The 19,669-nt window shown below is 56.4% G+C and carries 15 protein-coding genes; 13 read left to right on the forward strand and 2 right to left on the reverse strand.

The features are described from left to right. Positions 1 to 461: 461 nt before the first annotated feature. Positions 462 to 2,921: a glycoside hydrolase family 95 protein gene (locus tag IPN69_23720; GenBank protein ID MBK8813719.1), complete on the forward strand. Its 2,460-nt coding sequence runs from the start codon at positions 462 to 464 to the stop codon at positions 2,919 to 2,921. Between the two features lie 105 nt (positions 2,922 to 3,026). Then, entirely contained in the window at positions 3,027 to 5,249 is a 2,223-nt protein-coding gene (locus IPN69_23725) for a S9 family peptidase (GenBank protein ID MBK8813720.1), read from the forward strand. 1,818 nt (positions 5,250 to 7,067) lie between these two features. Here IPN69_23725 and IPN69_23730 read toward each other — a convergent pair. After that, on the reverse strand, positions 7,068 to 7,376 hold the full coding sequence (locus IPN69_23730) for a transposase (protein MBK8813721.1): 309 nt from the start codon (positions 7,374 to 7,376) through the stop codon (positions 7,068 to 7,070). Further along, the gene (locus IPN69_23735) at positions 7,373 to 7,756 is read right to left on the reverse strand and encodes a hypothetical protein (GenBank protein ID MBK8813722.1); all 384 of its coding nucleotides are present in this window, start codon (positions 7,754 to 7,756) and stop codon (positions 7,373 to 7,375) included. Before IPN69_23735 ends, IPN69_23730 begins: the two co-directional genes overlap by 4 nt. Before the next feature lie 346 nt (positions 7,757 to 8,102). Here IPN69_23735 and IPN69_23740 point away from each other — a divergent pair, with 346 nt between their 5' ends. The 11 genes from IPN69_23740 to IPN69_23790 all read left to right on the forward strand — a co-directional run bounded on the left by IPN69_23740 (position 8,103) and on the right by IPN69_23790 (position 19,642). After that, positions 8,103 to 9,674: an L-serine ammonia-lyase, iron-sulfur-dependent, subunit alpha gene (locus IPN69_23740; protein MBK8813723.1), complete on the forward strand. Its 1,572-nt coding sequence runs from the start codon at positions 8,103 to 8,105 to the stop codon at positions 9,672 to 9,674. A gap of 99 nt (positions 9,675 to 9,773) precedes the next feature. After that, entirely contained in the window at positions 9,774 to 10,064 is a 291-nt protein-coding gene (locus tag IPN69_23745) for a type II toxin-antitoxin system prevent-host-death family antitoxin (protein MBK8813724.1), read from the forward strand. Next, positions 10,054 to 10,497: a type II toxin-antitoxin system VapC family toxin gene (locus IPN69_23750; GenBank protein MBK8813725.1), complete on the forward strand. Its 444-nt coding sequence runs from the start codon at positions 10,054 to 10,056 to the stop codon at positions 10,495 to 10,497. Before IPN69_23745 ends, IPN69_23750 begins: the two co-directional genes overlap by 11 nt. An 81-nt stretch (positions 10,498 to 10,578) precedes the next feature. After that, a complete protein-coding gene (locus IPN69_23755) occupies positions 10,579 to 11,604 on the forward strand; it encodes a hypothetical protein (GenBank protein MBK8813726.1) in 1,026 nt (341 codons plus the stop codon). 75 nt (positions 11,605 to 11,679) lie between these two features. Beyond that, positions 11,680 to 13,059 (forward strand): dihydropyrimidinase, encoded by a 1,380-nt coding sequence (gene hydA, locus IPN69_23760; protein ID MBK8813727.1) that lies wholly within the window; start codon positions 11,680 to 11,682, stop codon positions 13,057 to 13,059. 10 nt (positions 13,060 to 13,069) lie between these two features. Continuing rightward, entirely contained in the window at positions 13,070 to 13,375 is a 306-nt protein-coding gene (locus tag IPN69_23765) for a hypothetical protein (protein ID MBK8813728.1), read from the forward strand. Then, positions 13,372 to 13,713 (forward strand): type II toxin-antitoxin system PemK/MazF family toxin, encoded by a 342-nt coding sequence (locus tag IPN69_23770; GenBank protein ID MBK8813729.1) that lies wholly within the window; start codon positions 13,372 to 13,374, stop codon positions 13,711 to 13,713. Before IPN69_23765 ends, IPN69_23770 begins: the two co-directional genes overlap by 4 nt. 71 nt (positions 13,714 to 13,784) lie before the next feature. Next, entirely contained in the window at positions 13,785 to 15,944 is a 2,160-nt protein-coding gene (locus tag IPN69_23775; GenBank protein ID MBK8813730.1) for a protein kinase, read from the forward strand. 21 nt (positions 15,945 to 15,965) lie between these two features. After that, the gene (locus IPN69_23780) at positions 15,966 to 16,157 is read left to right on the forward strand and encodes a hypothetical protein (protein MBK8813731.1); all 192 of its coding nucleotides are present in this window, start codon (positions 15,966 to 15,968) and stop codon (positions 16,155 to 16,157) included. A 278-nt stretch (positions 16,158 to 16,435) separates the two neighbouring features. After that, entirely contained in the window at positions 16,436 to 17,947 is a 1,512-nt protein-coding gene (locus tag IPN69_23785; protein MBK8813732.1) for a serine hydrolase, read from the forward strand. A 9-nt stretch (positions 17,948 to 17,956) separates the two neighbouring features. Then, entirely contained in the window at positions 17,957 to 19,642 is a 1,686-nt protein-coding gene (locus IPN69_23790; GenBank protein MBK8813733.1) for a D-aminoacylase, read from the forward strand. Positions 19,643 to 19,669: the final 27 nt, after the last annotated feature.

Below are 19,669 nucleotides of genomic sequence, written 5' to 3' on the forward strand. Positions count from 1 at the left end.
TGACGCGAAAAACGCGAAACTCTCTTCTCGATGTGACCCGCCCAGCCACACCCGATCTAAACGGCCTTGGAGTTGTAAGTCATTGTGGCGAGATCGTTTATCGCCTAGGTTGTGCGAAATTTGCCAATTCACGGTTTTCCAGTCCAATTCGCGGTCGGAAGATCAGTTTCGGGTATTTTGGCGTGTTTAGCGGGGGAACATTTCCTATTGCGTGATTCAGGTTGAATCGACTTCGGTGACGTTGCTCGGCGGAAGCAATGAGAATGGATCCGAAAGCTCCGAACCACGATCAACAAGGATACGCACTTTTTGCGAACCTTCGTCGTGATCTTGGCGGACTTCGTGTGAGAAACGGCTTGGGAGAACGCAGGCGCGCCCGTCGTTGATTAAATCCGAAGTTTGACTTATAAATCTAACAGCTTCCGACATTTGCGGTTTTTCAGCTCCTGAGATCGAATACTATGAAAATCGGTCGGCTCATTGTTTTCAGTTTGTTGTTAGTGGCGATCTCGCTTTCGCAGATCAGCGCGACCGAATCGCACGGCACCGAGCGAAAGTTCGACCCCTCGAATTACATTTGGTTTTCAAAACCCGCGGCGAAGTGGGACGAGGCATTGCCGGTCGGAAACGGCAGGCTCGGCGGGATGGTGTTCGGCGGCGGGGACGAAGAGCGGATCCAACTGAACGAAGACACATACTGGTCGGGCGGACCGTATTCGACGGTCGTCAAAGGCGGCTACACGGCATTGCCCGAGATCCAGCGACTCGTCTTCGCCGAACAGTATCTCGAGGCGCACAACCTTTTCGGCCGCAATCTGATGGGTTATCCGATCGAGCAGCAAAAGTATCAAAGCCTCGCGAATCTTCATTTATTCTTTGATCACGGAAAATCAGTGGCCGAATATGAGCGTTCGCTCGATTTGGAGACCGGCGCAGCTCGGACGACGTATTCGGCCGGCGGCGTTCGATACGAGCGCGAGGTGATCGCGTCCGCGCCCGATCAAGTGATCGCCGTCCGTCTTACCGCCGACCGCCCCGGAAGCATTTCGTTTACCGCGAATCTTCGCGGCGTACGCAATCAGGCGCATTCGAATTACGGAACCGATTATTTCAGAATGGACGCGGTCGGCGGCGACGGACTGGCGGTGACGGGAAAATCGGCGGATTATCTCGGCGTTGCCGGCAAACTGCGCTACGAGGGACGGCTCAAGGTGATTCCGGACGGCGGAACCATCAAAACGAACGGCGTCGATCTTCGGGTCAAAAACGCAAACTCGGTGACGCTGTACTTTGTCGCCGCGACCAATTTCGTCAATTACCGCGATGTCAGCGCCGATGCGCATCTTCGCGTCGAAAGCTATCTGGCATCATTGAAAGATCGGACGTACGAATCCGTTCGAAAAGCGGCGATTGCCGACTACAAGGGTTTGTATGATCGCGCTTCGCTCAGCCTTCCGGCGACGGACAATTCGTATCTCCCGACCGATCAGCGAAAAGTTGAAAATCAGACCGCGCCGGATCCGAGTCTTGCGGCGCTGGCGTATAATTTCGGCCGTTATCTGCTGATCTCATCGTCGCGGCCCGGAACGCAGCCGGCGAATCTTCAGGGCATCTGGAACGATGATATGAATCCGGCGTGGGATTCAAAATACACGACGAACATCAACGCGCAGATGAATTACTGGGCCGTCGATTCGGCCAATCTCGCCGAACTCGGCAAACCGTTTTACAAAATGATCAGCGAACTGACCGATCAGGGATCGCAGGTCGCGCGCGAGCATTACGGCGCAGGCGGCTGGGTCGTTCATCAAAACACCGACATCTGGCGCGTCGCGGCTCCGATGGACGGTCCGAGTTGGGGAACGTTTACGGTCGGCGGCGCCTGGCTCACGACGCATCTTTGGGAGCACTACGAGTACACGCGGGACACTGCGTTTCTCGCCGAGAATTATCCGGTGATGGAAGGATCGGTCCGGTTCTTTATGGATTTTCTCGTCAAGCATCCGAACGGCAAGTGGCTTGTCACGAATCCCTCGACCTCGCCCGAGAATTTCCCCGACGGCGGCGGCAACAAGCCGTACTTCGACGAGTTTACGGGAAGCCGTCTGCCGGGCACGACGATCTGCGCCGGATCGTCGATCGATATGCAGATCCTCCACGATCTTTTTGGTTATTACATCGAGGCTTCCGAGATTCTCGGCAAACGCTCGGCATTGGTCGACGAGGTCCGTGTCGCGCGCGCGAAGCTTGTCCCGCCCCAGATCGGCTCCGACGGCTCTCTTCAGGAATGGGCCGACGACTGGCGATCGCTCGAGAAAAACCATCGTCACTTTTCGCATCTCTACGGACTCTATCCCGGCCGCGTGCTCTGGGACAAACGCACGCCGGAGTTCATCACGGCGTACAAGAACGTGCTCAACGAACGCGGCGACGGGGGCAAAGGATTCTCGATGGCCTGGAAGATGGCGCTCTGGGCGCGGCTCGGCGACGGCAATCGCGCAAACAAGATCTTCAAGGGTTATCTGAACGAGCAGAGCTGTTCGCAGATGTTCGCCCTCTGCGGCAAATCGCTTCAGGTTGACGGTTCGCTCGGTATGACGGCGGCGATCACCGAGATGCTGGTGCAGTCGCAAGGCGATGCGATCACACTCCTGCCGGCGCTGCCCGACGAATGGAAGTCCGGCCGATTTCGCGGAGTCGTCGCGCGCGGCGGATTTGTACTGGATTTCGAGTGGATGGATCGGCGGCTCACGAAGTTGACGATCCGTTCAAAGGCCGGATCGGTCTTGCGGCTCAAGACCGTATCGCCCGCAACTGTTACAATCGACGGCAAACGGCGAACCGTAACTCCGAATGCTTCGGGAGTCATCGAGATCCCGACCGTGAAGGGCGGCCAATACGTGATTGGATTTCAATCGTAACGGTTTTGCGGACCTTCCGAGTTCAGGCGTTGCGATCTTCAGAGGACTTGGCGCGCGGCAGTTTGTTTAACGAAAGATCGCTAAAGATTCCAAATATCGAAAAGTATGAAAATCGAAGCAATTATCGTCTTCCTTCTTATCGCCTTCAGCGTGCCGTTTGTCGCGGCGCAGGAGACGCCGCTGACGCTTGAGAACATCTATTCGAACCGCGCCTTCCGGCAAAAGGGATTCGGGCCTGTGCGCTGGATGAAGGACAGCAAAGGATATTCGACGGTCGAGATGAATCGGGACGCGGGCGGCGGCGAGATCGTTCGCTACGACGCGCAATCGGGCGAGCGCTCGGTGCTAGTTTCCGCGAAAGCGCTGACTCCGGTCGGCGCCCAAAAACCGCTTGATATCGATGATTACATTTGGTCCGAAGACAACACGCAGTTGCTGGTTTTCACCAACACGAAAAAGGTTTGGCGATACAACACGCGCGGCGATTACTGGGTTTTGAACCTGCGAAGCGGAAACCTTCAGCAGCTTGGAAGATCTCTCGAGGCGAGCACGCTGATGTTCGCGAAATTCTCGCCCGACGGATCGCGCGTCGGTTACGTCAGCAAACAGAACATATACATCGAGGACATCGCGACTGCCAGGATCAATCAGATCACCAAAGACGGCGGCGGAAACATCATCAACGGAACGTTCGATTGGGTTTACGAAGAGGAACTCGACTGCCGCGACGGATTCCGTTGGAGTCCGGACGGAAAAACCATCGCCTATTGGCAGTCCGACACGAAAAATATCGGCACTTTCTATCTGATCGACAACGTCTCGGACATCTATTCGAAACCGATCCCGCTTCCCTATCCGAAGGTCGGTACGACACTTTCGGCGGTCAAGGTCGGTGTCATCCCGGCGGCGGGCGGCAAGACGAAATGGTTCGCGGTTCCCGGCGATCCGGCGAACAACTACCTGGCGCGGATGGATTTCATACCGAATTCGAACGAATTGATGATCCAACAGCTGAACCGGCTCCAAAACACCAACAAGGTCTGGATCGCGAACGCCGGGTCGCTGGCTCTGAACAATATTCTGACCGAAACGAACGTCGGCTTTCTCGATATCCACGACAACATCCGCTGGCTCGATGCCGAGAAATACTTCACCTGGACGAGCGAGCGCGACGGCTGGATGCATCTTTACCGCGTCTCGCGGGACGGAAAGGATATCAAGCCGATCACCAAGGGCGAATTCGACGTCGTCAACATCAACCGCATCGATCCGGCCGGCGGATACGTCTATTACATCGCCTCGCCCGAGAGTTTCACCGAGCGCTATTTGTACCGAAGCCGTCTGGATGGAGTCGGAGGGACTGAGCGCGTGACGCCCGCCGGCGCGCCGGGTCATCATTCGTACCAGATGTCGGACGATGCGAAATGGGCGATCCATACCTACAACAATTCGACGAATCCGAACAGGATCGCGCTTGTACGCTTGCCGGAACACAAAGAAACGAAATTGATGGAGGACAATCGCGAACTCAAGGCGAAGTACGACAAGCTCGCGCTTCGTCCGAAGGAGTTTTTCAAGGTCGATATCGGCGACGAAAAACTCGACGCCTATATGATCAAGCCGGCGAATTTCGATCCGAACAAGAAGTACGCGCTGCTTTTTTATGTTTACGGAGAGCCGGCCGGAACGACCGTGCAAAACAACTGGGACGGCGGCGAAGGCCTTTGGCATCAATACCTGGCGCAAAAAGGTTACGTCGTCGTGAGCGTCGACAATCGCGGCACACGGACCCCGCGCGGATACAAGTGGCGGCAATCGATCTACGGGCAGATCGGAATTCTCGCGTCAGAAGACCAAAGCAAGGCGGCGAAAAAGATCCTTGAAATGCACAGTTTTCTCGATCCGTCACGTGTCGGAATCTGGGGCTGGAGCGGCGGCGGACAAATGACTCTCAACTGTATGTTCCGCTATCCCGAGATCTACAAAACCGGAATCGCCGTATCGTTCGTTTCGGATCAGAAGCTCTACGACGCGACATATCAGGAGCGATATATGGGATTGCTCGAAGGAAATGCGAAAGGCTATCGCGACGGTTCGCCGATCAACTTCGCGAAGAATCTGCAGGGAAAACTGATGATCATCCACGGGACGGGCGACGACAACGTTCATTATCAGAGCTTCGAAATGCTCGTCAACGAATTGATCAAACACAACAAACTGTTCACGATGATGTCATATCCGATGCGCGCCCACGGCATAAACGAAGGCGAGAACACGACCCTGCATCTGCGCCGGACGATGGAGCAGTATTGGTTGAATAATTTGTGAGAACGAGTCGGACTGTGGGTTAAAACCCACGGCTTAAATTTAAGGCACCGCCGACGCGGCGAGATCAAGATCAAAGTCCGCAGATCTTTTCCCGATCGCGTAGCGATCATCTGACTTTAGATACTGTCTTGAATATCAAGCTCAAAACGCCGGATTTGGCGTAAAAGGGGTTCGGTGTTTGAGAACCCCGTAAGCGGGCGCAGCTTTGATGGCGCGCACGATCTGCATCTTCCTCTTCCCGCGTTTGGAAAGCGGGAGCAGGTGATTATCGGGTTATGGGTCATGGCGACGATCGCCGGAAAGTACAGCCCTTTCTTATCCTGACGGCGCGACTCGAGAGCCTGGTCTTTTGCCTCGGAATCCTGCTTTGCCGGCGTCGGGCGGCCCTGATCTGGCCGAGCGCGGTCGACGACTCTGAGAAGCACACGAGGTCTTTTTGGCGAACGGGTCCGGAGGTCCGGATCGCTGTCGATGAGGGGCCTGGGGGCGATCTCCTTTTGAGAACGCGGATCATGTGGCTCGTTGCCTGTGGGAGCGGTTGGTCCACAGTCATCCCCGGCTAGGGCCTGCAAATGGATTACCTGAGGTGAGGAGGTTCCAAGGGCTCGCCGGCACCGCGATCATACGCGTCCACTTTGTCGGTCTTGTCCGCAACACTTGGCCCCTGAAGGGGCCGGGGGTGACGGCGGCCTCGTACAGGAAATTGGCGACGCAGGGCAGGCGGAACCTGGCCTTTGGGTGTTTGCGACTCCTTTGAGACGCTCTTGCCCACCACAACCCGACTACGAAACACAATGCGACCGGAGGGTCAAGCTTGAGGCACTCGCTCCGGCTTTGTTTTTTCCAGTCGACTTGGATCCGATGTTGACGAACCACTCGTTTGGGAAGGAGGAGACGGGCCGCGTCTTGTTCCGCCGAGCGGATTGGTTGAGGCTGTCTGGAAAGTCACTCAGAAAGTCTCCGGGATGCCGTTTTTTGTTGTCTGTTTTGGGGAGTCGGGCCGTCATCAGTTGGCCGGTCGCCGAGCGCATTTCGCCTTTTCAGACGGTTGCCAGCCTTTGCGGTTTGTGCGATGCGACACCGATCTCAATCTGTACTTTTGCCACCCCTCAGTAAGAACCTTCTGAATTTTTGTTTTCCTTTTGTTGATCCGCCTGACCTCGTACCGTTGTTTCCTCCGTTCGACGCCTTGCTTTGAGCATCCGGGCGCGGGCCTCAGACTTCTTGCGCGACGACCGTCCCCCGCCCTTGAACATGGCGCCGGACATCCGGCTGGTCCGGTAGATTTTGACGTTTTGCTTCGGCTTCTGCGTCGTTGGATCCCGAGAACTCCAGGCCCGCGGAAGTGGTCTCTGCGTCGGAAGTTGTGGGAACTTCCCTTGGGCTTCCGGAATCGACCCGAAACTTCACAAATGCCTTGATCGCCCGTTTCTCCAGAAGGCGTAGTTCTCTTCACTGCCGCCGCATCCGCCGTCCGCTTGGGTTCCGTTCCGACGTTTGATCATCTTGCCGACATGTGGGGCGGTCGTGTCCCCGCCGATTGTGTCAGCGTGTACCCGGTCAGAAAATGCCCGTGGGACTTGTACGCGGTCTCGCCGTCCAGGTCCGGGGGGTCTTCGCTCTTCCTGCGGACCTTGGCCCGGCAACTCGCCTAATTTCCGCACGCGCCTTGTCTTCCGGGCTCGGCTTTAGCAACTCCTCGTCGATCGCTCTCACGGCGTCACCGCTTCCGGGTCCACCGCCTCAAAATCCGGCTCGTTCGGCGCCTGCTCTTCTGGCTGCCCGCTCGACGACTTCCCACGTCACGCAACTGTTCCCTTATCCGCTGCTTGTTCCGCTCCACCGTCTTTGCCCAGGAACGTGTAGGTTCGCGTTCGCCTCGATCTTCGTCCCGTCCAGTATCACTTCCCGCAACGATACCGCCCCCTCTTCGACAAGCAGCAGCACGACCTGCGAAAAGATCTTCTCAAGATGATCTTTCAGCCGCTTCGACCGAAAGTCCGCCAGCGTGTTTGGTCCGGCCTCGCGTTGCCGGCGAGCCATGAAATGCACGTTTTCCTGCAACGCCTGCTCGATCTTCCGGGACGAATAGATATTCCGAAGATACGCGTAAACCAGCACCTTCAAAAGCAGCCGCGGATGGTAGCTCGACGCTCCGCCGCCTTTGTACCCAAGCTCAGCACGCCGATGTCGATCCGCTCGATCACTTCGTTCACAACGCGCACCGGATGGTTCGCGGGCACCAGATCATCCAGGCTCGGCGGCAACAACATCGGTTGGTTCTGATCGTAATGCTTGAAGACCACCTTCTTCCTTTTCTCTGTATCATACTTAGTATTATAACCCACGTATGCAACTCGACGAAATTCAAACAACACTCCCGAGACCGAAAATCGCCGAACCCGAGGGGACTTTTCAGACAGCCTCATGATCAAAATTCGATCAAAAGGCACCACCTCAAAACACCGTTCCGCCGACCATCCTTGCATATACAGACTCGCGGTCATAGGATACTGTCCGGTCTAGGCTGAACGCCAAAATAACGGGAAAGAGGTCTGATCTAAATTCCAGATTCGAGATCTGAGCCGTGGGGAAGACTTCTCTTTCCCCCGCAATCATCAAGCGTCCAAGATAATTGCGAAACAGTTGATAATCAAGATACAAGCCGTGGGTTTCAACCCACGGAAATAGGCAATTTTTGATCACGTCGCATCAGCGACGATCGATTCAGCCGAAGTCAATCGTCGCGGACGCGACGCGAACGCGAATCGCGTCGGACCGTGGGTTGAAACCCACGTATCTAAATTCACGGCACCGCTGAAGCGGCGAGATCCAGGATTCAAAGGAACTGCAATGACAAACTATCCAAGCATTTTCAACGACGCGATCGGCCCGGTGATGCGCGGGCCGTCGAGTTCGCATTGCGCGGCGTCGCTTCGGATCGCGCTCATCTGCCGTGATCTGATGGGCAGGGAAATTCGCGACATCCTGGTCGAATTCGATCCGAACGGATCGCTTGCGACGACGCATACCGAACAGGGCTCGGATATGGGTTTGTTCGGCGGCTTTTTGGGATTCGACGCCGACGACGAACGGCTCGCGGATGCCGAGCGATTCCTGTCCGACGCGGGGATCAACATCGCCTTTTCAATCGTCGAAATCGTCGCGACGCATCCCAACACCTACCGGATCACGCTTTCGAACGAAAGCGAATCGCATTGCGTGACGGCGATCTCGACCGGCGGCGGAATGATCGAGGTCACCGAGATCGATGGCGCTTCGGTTTCGATTGCGGGTGATTACTTCGAGACGCTTGTTTTCACGAACGATGCGGCCAAGGTTGCCGAATTCGTCGGCTCGCGTTTCGCGTTTGACGAATGCGAGATTCGAAGCGGCGCGTCGAAGTTCATCGAGATCAAGGCTCAGGACTTCCCGTCGCCCGAGATCATCGAAGGCTTGCGGGCGCTTGATAACGGCGTGGCCGTCAAAATGATCAAGCCCGTCCTGCCCATCCGCGCCCGGAAAGATCTGCAAGTTCCATTTATCAGCTGCGCGGAAATGTTCGAATACAACAAGGGCAAAGACCTCGCGCTGTGGGAACTCGCAACACATTACGAGGCGGCGCGGGGCAACATTTCTCACGAAGAGGTTTTCGAAAAGATGCGCGCGATCGTCCGAATTATGGACAACGCCATCAAGTCGGGTTTGCAGGGAACGAGCTACGACGACCGCATTCTCGGCAGCCAATCAACGCAGCTCCGGACAAAACTCGAACAGCGGAGACTCGTCGGCGGGGACGCCAACAACACGGTCATTATGTATGTTTCCGCGATGATGGAGGTCAAAAGCTCGATGGGCGTGATCGTCGCCGCGCCGACCGCCGGATCGTGCGGAGCACTGCCGGGCGCGGTTTTCGGGACCGCGCATTCGCTCGGAGCGTCGGAAGACGAGATCGTCAAGGCGATGCTTTCCGCCGGCTTGATCGGCGTGTTTATCGCCGCGGGCGCGACGTTTGCGGCAGAGGTCGGCGGCTGTATGGCCGAAACGGGCTCGGGAGCCGGAATGGCCGCCGCGGCGATCGTCGGGTTGGCGGGCGGAACGCTTTCGCAATCGATCGGCGCGGCGTCGCTCGCGCTTCAGAATTCGCTCGGGCTGATTTGCGACCCGATCGGCAACCGCGTCGAGGCACCGTGCCTTGGCCGCAATGTGATGGCCGCGACCAACGCCGTCGCCTGCGCGAATATGGCGCTTTCGGATTACGCGCATCTGATCCCGCTCGACGAGGTCATCGCCGCGATGAAAGAAGTCGGCGACCGCATCCATCACACGCTCCGCTGCACGAATTTGGGAGGGCTGTCAATCACGCCCGCGGCGAAAGAGATCGAAGCGTCGCTGAACAGCAGGGCGTTTTTCAAGAATTGCTGAGCTCAGATAACAAAACGGAAACAATTTGAAAGAACGCAGTCCGGCGGGTCCGGAAAAAATCTTGTAATCGCTATCGGATGTAGCTATAATGGCCACATTATGAGGACCGCCAATATTGCTGAATTGAAGAACAATCTCAGCAGTTACCTTGCCGACGTCAAACTCGGCGAAGAGATCGTGATAAGCGACCGCAACCGGCCGTTTGCGAAGATAATTCCACTGCAAAACGCGGATGACTTCTCTTCCGAGGAGTTGGCGTTGGCGGCCGCGGGTATTTTGAGATTGCCCGAGATCGACGCGATTCCGGACTCTTTTTTTTCGGCAAAAATGCCGAAACTAAGCGCGAAAAAGGCGGTTCAGGCGATTCTTGAAGAAAGAGATGAAGACTGAGGTAGCATTCTGGGACACAAGCGCAATTTTGCCTCTGATCTGTTCGCAAGAGTTCAGCGCGCAATCCCGACGCTTCTTGCGCAGCCACCCACGGTTGGTGGTCTGGTGGGGAGCGCCGGTTGAAATAAGCAGCGCCTTGGCACGACTCGCCGCCGAAGGCGATTTGAACGGCAGCGAGACGATCGGCTCTTGGCGTCGTTGGGAAATCTTGAAGAGCGCGGCGCGCACCGTTTCGCCGGCCGAACGGGTTCTTGAGTTGGCTTGCGATATCCCGCGCCATTACGGGTTGCGCAGTCTGGATTCCTTTCAACTTGCAGCCGCTTTCGTTTGGTGCAAGGAACGTCCGCGAAACCGGCCATTCGTGACCGCCGACGCCAAGCTGGCTGGCGCGGCTGAATCCGCCGGGTTTGCGATCAAGCTATTTCGTGCTTGAATTTCGGCGTTGGCGAGTCAAATTCCGGACTTGTTGTTTGCAATCGCTGCGAAACAACCACGATTCACGGATTTCCGAACTATGAAAAAGTTAAGACCAACTCCCGAGCAATGGGATAGACTTCTTAAGTTGAGCGAGAAGATATGGCGGTTCGCGCCTTGGGCGAAGTTGAGTGAAGCCGACATTCTGGGCGTACGGATTCCGGACGGCGGACCGACCGTCTTCGTGAGCGTTATGGGATCTTTGGGAGAACACGTCGCATTGGCCGTATACATTGGGCCCAGCGCATTGTTTCAGGTTCTGGATATTCAAAATTCGGTCGGACCGATCAATCCTTACCTGTTGCTTGAGATCCCGACTTGCAACGTTTCGTTTGGACCGCGCCGTGACCTTGAAACCGAAGATCTCACCGCATTGCGTAAAACGGACGTGAAATTCGACCGCAACGGGCATCCGTCATTCCGAAGGACGATTCCGGGTTTCGTTCCCGACATGATCGACACTGACCACGCCCGGATTCTGATCCACGCCCTTGAGCAGTTTGTCGAGATTTACCCACGGGCCGAAGAGCAGGACGGATACCTTTTCCGCGAAGAAGAAATCTTTGTCCGCGAACCGATCGAAACCGAAGGCGAGATCGAATGGACCGAATCCTGGCAGACAGTCACTTATCCGAAACCGGATTATTTCGAGATTACGATTCCGGAAGAAACCGCAAATCAGATCCGGGCACTGCCGCTCAAAAAGAGTGCCGTTGTGCAGATGGACGTCTTTCCATTTCCCGCCGAAGTACAGGAGACCCGATCGATTCCGCGCGTTTTGGTAGCTCTCACCAAATCCGGAGACAAGGTTGTCGGGTCTGTCGTGATGGATCGTGCCACGACCGCGTTGGGAAATTTTGAAAGATTGGCCGATGGCTTAGTCGAGGTCATCCTCAAGATCGGATACCGGCCGGGGAAAACTATCTACTTTTCAGACGAATTCGAAAATCTTGCCGCCGAGCTCGGCGACCGGCTCGGGCTGAGTTTCAAATTGGGAACCGACTACGATGCATTCAATGATTTGAGAGAACATCTTGCGCGTGAAGTGGACGCCGAAATGATTTGACGACTTCGTCTTGGTTTGAGAACCGGATACCGGCCGTCGCGTTGGAAAGTACGGTGACGACCCGCGGAATTTTATATGAAAACACTAATCAAAAACGCGCATATCGTAACGGCGGTCGATGATTATCACGCCGATATTCTGATCGAGGACGAACAGGTTTCGATGATCGGGAAATCGCTCGAGATGGAAGCCGACAGGGTCATCGATGCCGGCGGAAAGCTCGTCATTCCGGGCGGGATCGATCCGCATACGCATATGGATCTGCCGTTCGGCGGGACGTCTTCGTCGGACGACTTTTTCACCGGAACGCGCGCGGCGGCGCACGGCGGAACGACGACGATCATCGATTTTGCCGTCCAAAACAAGGGCGAATCGATGCTCAAGGGCGTCGATACGTGGCATCAGAAGGCTCAAGGGAAAGCCGTCATCGATTACGGCTTTCATCTGATCACGACCGATTTCGAGGACAAGAACAAGTCCGAGATGTTCAAGCTGATCGACGAAGGCATCACGTCGTTCAAGCTTTTTATGGCGTATCCCGGCGTGTTCCTGGCGGACGACGCGACGATCTATCGCGCAATGAGCGCGGCGGGAGAGCGCGGCGGACTCGTCTGTATGCACGCCGAGAACGGCATCGTCATCAACGAGATCATCAAGAAGTTCAAGGAGCAGGGCCGGCTCGCGCCGAAGTACCACGCGCTGACGCGTCCGACGCTCGCCGAGGCCGAGGGCGTTCATCGGGCGATCGCGCTCGCCGAGATGGCCGAAACGCCGGTCTATATCGTTCATTTGAGCTGCTCGGACGCGCTCAACCAAGTTCGCCAGGCGCGTGACCGAGGAATTCCGGCTTTTGCCGAAACCTGTCCGCAATATCTCTTCTTGTCGATCGACGATTACGGCGAAGGTTGGGACGGCGCGAAATACGTGATGACGCCGCCGCTGCGCGAACGGCACAACCACGCAGATCTCTGGAAGGGATTGAAAATGGACGACTTACAGGTGATCTCGACCGATCACTGCCCGTTCTGTATGAAGGAGCAGAAGGAGCTTGGAAAGGACGACTTTTCGCTGATCCCGAACGGCGCGCCGGGCGTCGAATACCGGATGGAGCTGATCTACAACGGCGGCGTCATCGAAAACAAGATCTCTTTGAACCGTTTTGTCGAGCTGACCTCGACGGCGGCCGCGAAGATGTTCGGAATGTTCCCGAAAAAAGGCACGATCGCCGTCGGGTCGGACGCGGACATCGTCATTTTCGACACCGAGAAAGAGCATACGCTGTCAATCGAAACACAGCATATGCGCGTCGATTACTGCACCTACGAAGGCAAAAAGATCAAGGGCAAAGTTGAAACCGTCCTCTCGCGCGGCCGCGTCGTGATAGAGAACGGCGAATGCCTGGTCGAAAAAGGCAGCGGACAGTTCATCAAGCGGGGCGAGTGCGTGAAGATTTAACACAATATTGTTGACAGAATTGTTGACAAACAAGGCAACGCGCGGTAATTCTAAGTTGGAGTCTTTTATGCAGAGTGTGAACGTCAGAATCAGTTCGCAGAGTTATCAAATTCTGAGAGACTTGGCTCAGGAAAAGGGTCAAACGATGCAGTCGTTGATTGACCAGGCTCTTGAAGATTTGCGGCGGCGGCGGATGTTGGAGGCGACAAATGATGCGTTTGCCGCACTTAAAGCCGACAGCGAAGCGTGGCGGGAGGAATTGACAGAGCGCGAACTTTGGGAAAACACGCTTTCGGACGGAGTTGAAAAAGAATGACGAACGCTTCGCGCGGAGAAATTTGGTTGGTCAATCTGGACCCGACGCAAGGACGAGAGCAAGCTGGAACTCGTCCTTTTTTGGTGATTTCTGTTGACTTATTTAATCAAGGTGCGGCTGAATTGGTTGTCGGAATTCCGGTTACGTCAAAAGCAAAGGGCATTCCGTTGCACGTTGAAATCAATCCATCCGAAGGCGGTCTGTCGTTGCGAAGTTTTGCCAAATGTGAAGATGTCCGCTCGATTTCAACCTTTCGCTTGAAGAAGCGGCTCGGCAAAGTATCATCGCAGACCGTTGAAAAAGTGGAAGATAGGTTGCGAATATTATTGGGTTTGTAAGCTTGATTTCTTGAATAGCTGAGAGGGATCTGCAAACCAAATTCGGCGGGAGAGGGTTGTGAGGTCCAGCAATGCTTTCAGAAGGCACGAAGCTTGGAAAATACGAGGTCCAGTCGCTGATCGGCTCCGGCGGAATGGGCGAGGTCTATTCCGCGGTGGATCTTCGCCTCGGGCGCAGCGTCGCCATCAAGATTCTCCGTCCCTCGGCCGATCGCGATTTCCGCGCGCGCTTCATCAGCGAAGCCCGGACGGCCTCTCTGCTAGACCACCCGCATATTTGCACGATCTTCGAAGTCGACGAGACGGATTCCGGCGAACTGTTCATCGTGATGGCCCTTTACGAAGGCGAAACGCTTGACCGGGTGCTTCGGGAAGGCCCGTTGGAAATCACGCGGGCTCTCGCGATCGCGGTCCAAATCGGACGGGGACTGGCGGCAGCCCACGAGGAACTCATCGTTCACCGCGATATCAAACCCGCGAATCTGATGCTGACGCGCGGCGACACCGTCAAGATTCTCGATTTCGGCATTGCCGCGCTTCAGGGAGATCCCGGTCAAAACCGTGAAACCGCGGCGTACGGCACCCCGGCGTATATGTCGCCCGAACAGATCCGCGGCGAGGCTGTCGATCAAAGAACGGACATCTGGTCGCTCGGCGCGGTGCTCCACGAAATGGTGACCGGCGAACGGGCTTTTGCCGGCGACAAAGCCTCGGACGTCGTTAATTCCGTGCTTCACGATCGACCTCGTCCGGCCTCGGAGATCAGACCTGGGATTCCGGCGCGCATCGACACTATCATCGGAAAAGCGCTGACCCGAGAGCGCCGGCAGCGATACGAGCAGGTGGAGTCGATGATCAACGATCTCCAGGGGCTTTTGTCCGCTCTTGACACGGACGAGGTCACTCTTCGGTTGAAGGCGGCTTCGGCAAAGAGGTCGATCGCCGTCCTGCCGTTTCAGGATATGAGTCCCGGAAAGGACCAGCAGTTTCTTTGCGACGGCCTCGCCGAGGAGATCCTTCGGGTTCTCGGGCGTACGCCCGACCTGCGCGTCGCATCGCGGACCTCGGCGTTTCAGTTCAGGGATCAGGCTTTGGACATCCGCGATATCGGCGCGCGACTCGATGTCGACGCGATCATCGAAGGCAGCGTTCGCCGCGTGGACGACCGTGTCCGCGTCTCGGTGCAATTGATAAACGTCGAGAACGGCTATCGACTATGGCATCAACGATTCGACAGAAAAATGCACGATATTCTCGCGCTCGAGGACGAGATCGCAGAGTTGATCGCCGAAGCATTGGAGGTCACGCTAACCGGTGCGCCGACGGACTCGGGCGAATCCGGGATCGCATCGCCGGAATCGTATGAACTCTATCTGCAGGGCAGGCGATTCTTTCACCAGCACCGTCGCAAAGCCCTCGAAACCGCCATCCAGATCTTTTCCCAAGCGATCGAAAATGATTTGGGAAACGCGCGGGCCTACGCCGGACTCGCTGATTGCCATTCGTTCCTGAATCTCTACTTCGGGGAAGGAAACGATGCGGTCGAAGCAGCCGAAAAGGCCAGTGCCCGGGCACTTGAGCTTGCGCCGAATCTCGCAGATGCCCACGCCTCGCGCGGACTCGCGTTGTTTTTGAAACGGGATCTGGAAACCGCGGAGATCCACCTCAAGCGAGCTATCGAACTCGATCCGGTTCTCTACGATCCGCGGTATATTTACGGCAGGGTTTGTTTCTCGATGGATAGGCCGAAGGACGCCGCGCTCCATTTCCGCGAGGCTTGCGCCATCGTCCCCGAAGCCTATGATTCGTGGTACCTGCTCGGGATGTGCTATCGCCGGATCGGCGAAACAGTCAAGGCCCGACGAGCCGATTTGGAGTGCATCGAGGCGGTCAAGAATCGCGTTCGTTCGCATCCGGACGATACGCGGGCGTGGACGATGGGCGCATCCGTCCTGGCCGAGCTCGGCGAGCCGGAGAGCGCGTCCGAGTGGGTCGCACGCGCGCTTGCGATCGACGCCGACGAACCGATCATCCAATACAACGCCGCCTGCGTGTACGCCGCGCTTGGAAGGCTCGACGATGCATTCGCGTCGCTTACCGAGGCCCTCGGCAACCTCGGGATCTCGAGAGATTGGGCGGTCAACGACCCGGACCTCGACCCGCTTCGCGACGACCCGCGTTACGGGTCGATTTTGGAAAAAGCGCCACCGCCTGGTGATGAAATCGTATAGATGATGGATTCACGAATTAGTATGAAATCAACAGTTGCGTCTCTGGTTCTGATCCTGTTTTTCTTTTTGGCCGATGCGACCGCTCAAACGGCGGCCCAAACAAACGTCGACCGTTTCATCAAATCCGAAATGGAACAGCAGAAGGAGACCGATGCAGCTCCGGGCGGATCTTGTGTGAGCCTCCCGATGCCTGTTTGTCGTTTCAACAGATGAGCGCATCGCTGCGATGGATTCCCCGAACTCACGTCCCGCGTCGGATATGTCAAAGGAAATCGAGAGATTCAACCGGATCGAAGAGATCTACTACGCTGCCTGCCAACACGCACCTGACCAACTTTGTTCGAAAACCTTCTTCCCGGGCTATGGTAAGCGAAACTTAGCGCATATAGGCTTGGAAATGCGTGCAAGCTGATTCATAATCTCCCGCATCGGAATAACAGAATCACCCTTTCCCGAAGCTCGGAAGAGGCCGCTTTCCATTGACAAAGAATATGAAAAATCTAATCGTCACAGGCTTCCTGTTGCTGCTTGCCTGTTCGTTCGCGCTCGGCCAGGACAAAGTTGAAGTATTGGACAAATACATCGAGTCGTCGCGCAAAGCCTGGAACGTGCCCGGAATGGCCGTCACGGTCGTCCAGGACGGCAAGGTCATCTTCGCCAAGGGATATGGTGTCCGCGAGCTCGGCAAGGATCCGAAAGTCGATACCGAGACGCTTTTCGGCTGTATGTCGACGACCAAGGCGATGACCGCGGTCGCGTTGGCGACGCTGGTCGACGAAGGCAAGCTGAGTTGGGACGACAAGGTGATCAAGTATTTGCCCGCTTTCCGGATCGCCGATCCGTACGTCACAAACGAACTGAGGGTACGCGATCTGCTGACACACAACACGGGAGTCGGAAACGCCGATTTCTTGTGGGCGTGGACGCCCGAGATCGGTTCCGATGAGATCGTCCGGCGAATGCAGTATGCGCCGCAGGAGTACACGCTTCGCGGCGGATTCATTTACCAGAACATAATGTATCTCGTCGCCGGGCAAGTGATCGAAAAGGTCAGCGGGATTTCGTGGGATCGGTTTATGAAGGAGCGGATTTTTGACCCGCTTGGGATGAAAAACACGTTTCCCAGTTATGAGTACCATCGCAGGTACAACAACCGTTCTTCGGCTCATTTTGAGGTAAAGGGCAAGATCCGGCCGATACCGGAAGACTCGGCGGACCCGGTTGCGCCGGCCGGCGCGGTTTGGTCGACTGCCGACGACATCGGCAAATGGGTGAACTTTATGCTCGGCAACACGACGGTCAACGGAAAGCAGTTGCTGAAGCCGGAAACCTACGCCGAGCTTCTCCGCCCGCAGGTCGTCATCCCGCCGGCCGGAGGGTTTTATCCGACGGCCGCTTTGACCAAACCGCATTGGACGACCTACGGTTTGGGTTGGTTTCAGCACGATTACCGGGGTGAAATGGTGAATTTTCACACGGGAAGCCTTGACGGGCGGACGGCAATAATCGGCCTGATGGCGGACAAGAAACTTGGTGTCTATGTGTTCGGCAACCTCGACCACGCCGAAGTCCGGCATGCGTTGATGTACAAGGTCTTTGACCTCTTCGGATTCGCCGACAACAGCCGTGACTGGAGCACCGATTTCAAGGCGCTTTACGCGGGATTGAAGACCGAAGCAGAGAAGGCGACGGAAGGGGCCAAAGCAAAGCGCAAGACCGGCACGAAGCCGAGCCTGCCGCTCGAAGCCTACGCCGGCAAATACGCCGATCCGTTTTTCGGCGAGATGACGGTCGAACTGGTCGGCGGGAAACTGCGGCTGATTGTCGCCAAAGAACTGTCCGCGGAACTGGGACACTGGCAGTTCGATACGTTCAGTGCAGCCTGGAACAAAGAATGGTGGGGCGAAAGCCTGATCTCATTCAGGCTCGGTGCGGTTTCTGGCGAGGTCGAGGCGATCGATCTCGACGGAGCGGTATTGCGAAGGGTCCCGAAATCGGAATAGGAAAAAACTATGCGTAAGTTCGTTCATCTATTGGCGCTCTTGTTTGTTTGTGCTTTGATCGCGCCGGCGCAGCGCATCTCACCGGCGTTCGACATAATCATCAAAGGCGGCACGGTTTATGACGGTACCGGTCGGCGCCCTGTTCGGACCGACGTCGGAATCAAGGACGACAAGGTCGCGAAAATCGGCGATCTGGGCCGGGCAAACGCCGCGCTCGTGATCGACGCCAAAGGAATGGCCGTCGCGCCAGGGTTTATCAATATGCTGTCGTGGTCGACCGAGTCCTTGATCGTCGATCCGCGCTCGCTCGGCGAATTGAAACAGGGCGTGACGACGCAGATCTTCGGCGAGGGCTGGTCGATGGGGCCGCTCAACGACAAGATGAAGAAGGCGATGAAGGACGATCAGGGCGACCTGAAATACGACATCGAATGGACGACGCTATCCGATTATCTGAACTACCTTGAAAAACGGGGTGTTTCTCAGAATGTTGCGTCATATGTCGGCGCGACGACCATCCGAATGCACGTGCTCGGCGAAGCCGACGTGCAGCCGACGCCCGCGCAGCTTCAGCAGATGCGCGATCTTGTGGAAGCCGAGATGCGGGCCGGCGCGCTCGGAATCGGGTCGTCGCTCATCTATGCCCCGGCATTCTACGCAAAAACGGAAGAGCTGATCGAGCTCTGCAAGGTCGCCGCCAAATACAAAGGGAAATACATCTCGCATATGCGGAGCGAGGGAAATCAGTTGATCGAAGCGGTCGAGGAACTCATTCGAATCTCGCGCGAAGCGAAGATCCCAGCCGAGATCTATCACCTCAAGGCCGGCGGAAAGGACAATTGGGCGAAGATGGACAAGGTCCTCGCGATGGTCGAAGCGGCGCGGAAAAGCGGGATGAAGATCACCGCCGATATGTACAACTATCCTGCAGGCGCGACCGGACTCGACGCGTCGATGCCGCCGTGGGTTTTGGACGGCGGTTACGCAGAGTTGTTCAAGCGCATCAAGGACCCCGAAACGCGAAAGAAGATTCTTGCCGAGATGCGAACCCCGACCGACAAGTGGGAGAACCTGCGCCTGATGGCCGGCTCGCCCGAAAAGGTTCTGCTGATCGGATTCAAGAGCGAGAAGCTCAAGCCTCTGACCGGCAAAACGCTCGGCGAGGTCGCCCGTATGCGCGGGACCGACCCGGAAAACACGATCCTTGATCTCGTGCTTGAGGACGAATCACGAGTCGGAACGGTGTATTTCCTGATGGACGAGGAGAATATCCGCAAGCAGATCCGGTATCCGTGGGTATCGTTCGGTTCGGACGCCGAGTCGATGGCGCCCGAAGGCGCATTTCTGAAATCGAATCCGCACCCGCGCGCGTACGGCAACTTCGCACGGCTTTTGGGCAAGTACGTCCGCGAAGAAAAGCTGATCACGCTTGAAGAGGCGATCCGACGTCTGTCCGGTCTTCCGGCGACGAATCTCGAACTCGACAGGCGCGGATTTCTGAAATCCGGTTATTTCGCCGATGTCGTGATCTTCGATCCGAGGACGATCGCCGACAAGGCGACGTTCGAGAACCCGCACCAGTTTGCAGTCGGCGTCCGCGACGTTTTCGTCAACGGCGTCCAGCTTTTGAAGAACGGCGAGCACACCGGGAAATTCTCGGGAAAAGCACTTTGGGGACCGGGAAAGGTGAAGTGACCCCAGATGCCGGACGTGCCGGCTCAT

Source organism: Acidobacteriota bacterium (assembly GCA_016715115.1).
Lineage (GTDB): Bacteria > Acidobacteriota > Blastocatellia > Pyrinomonadales > Pyrinomonadaceae > JAFDVJ01.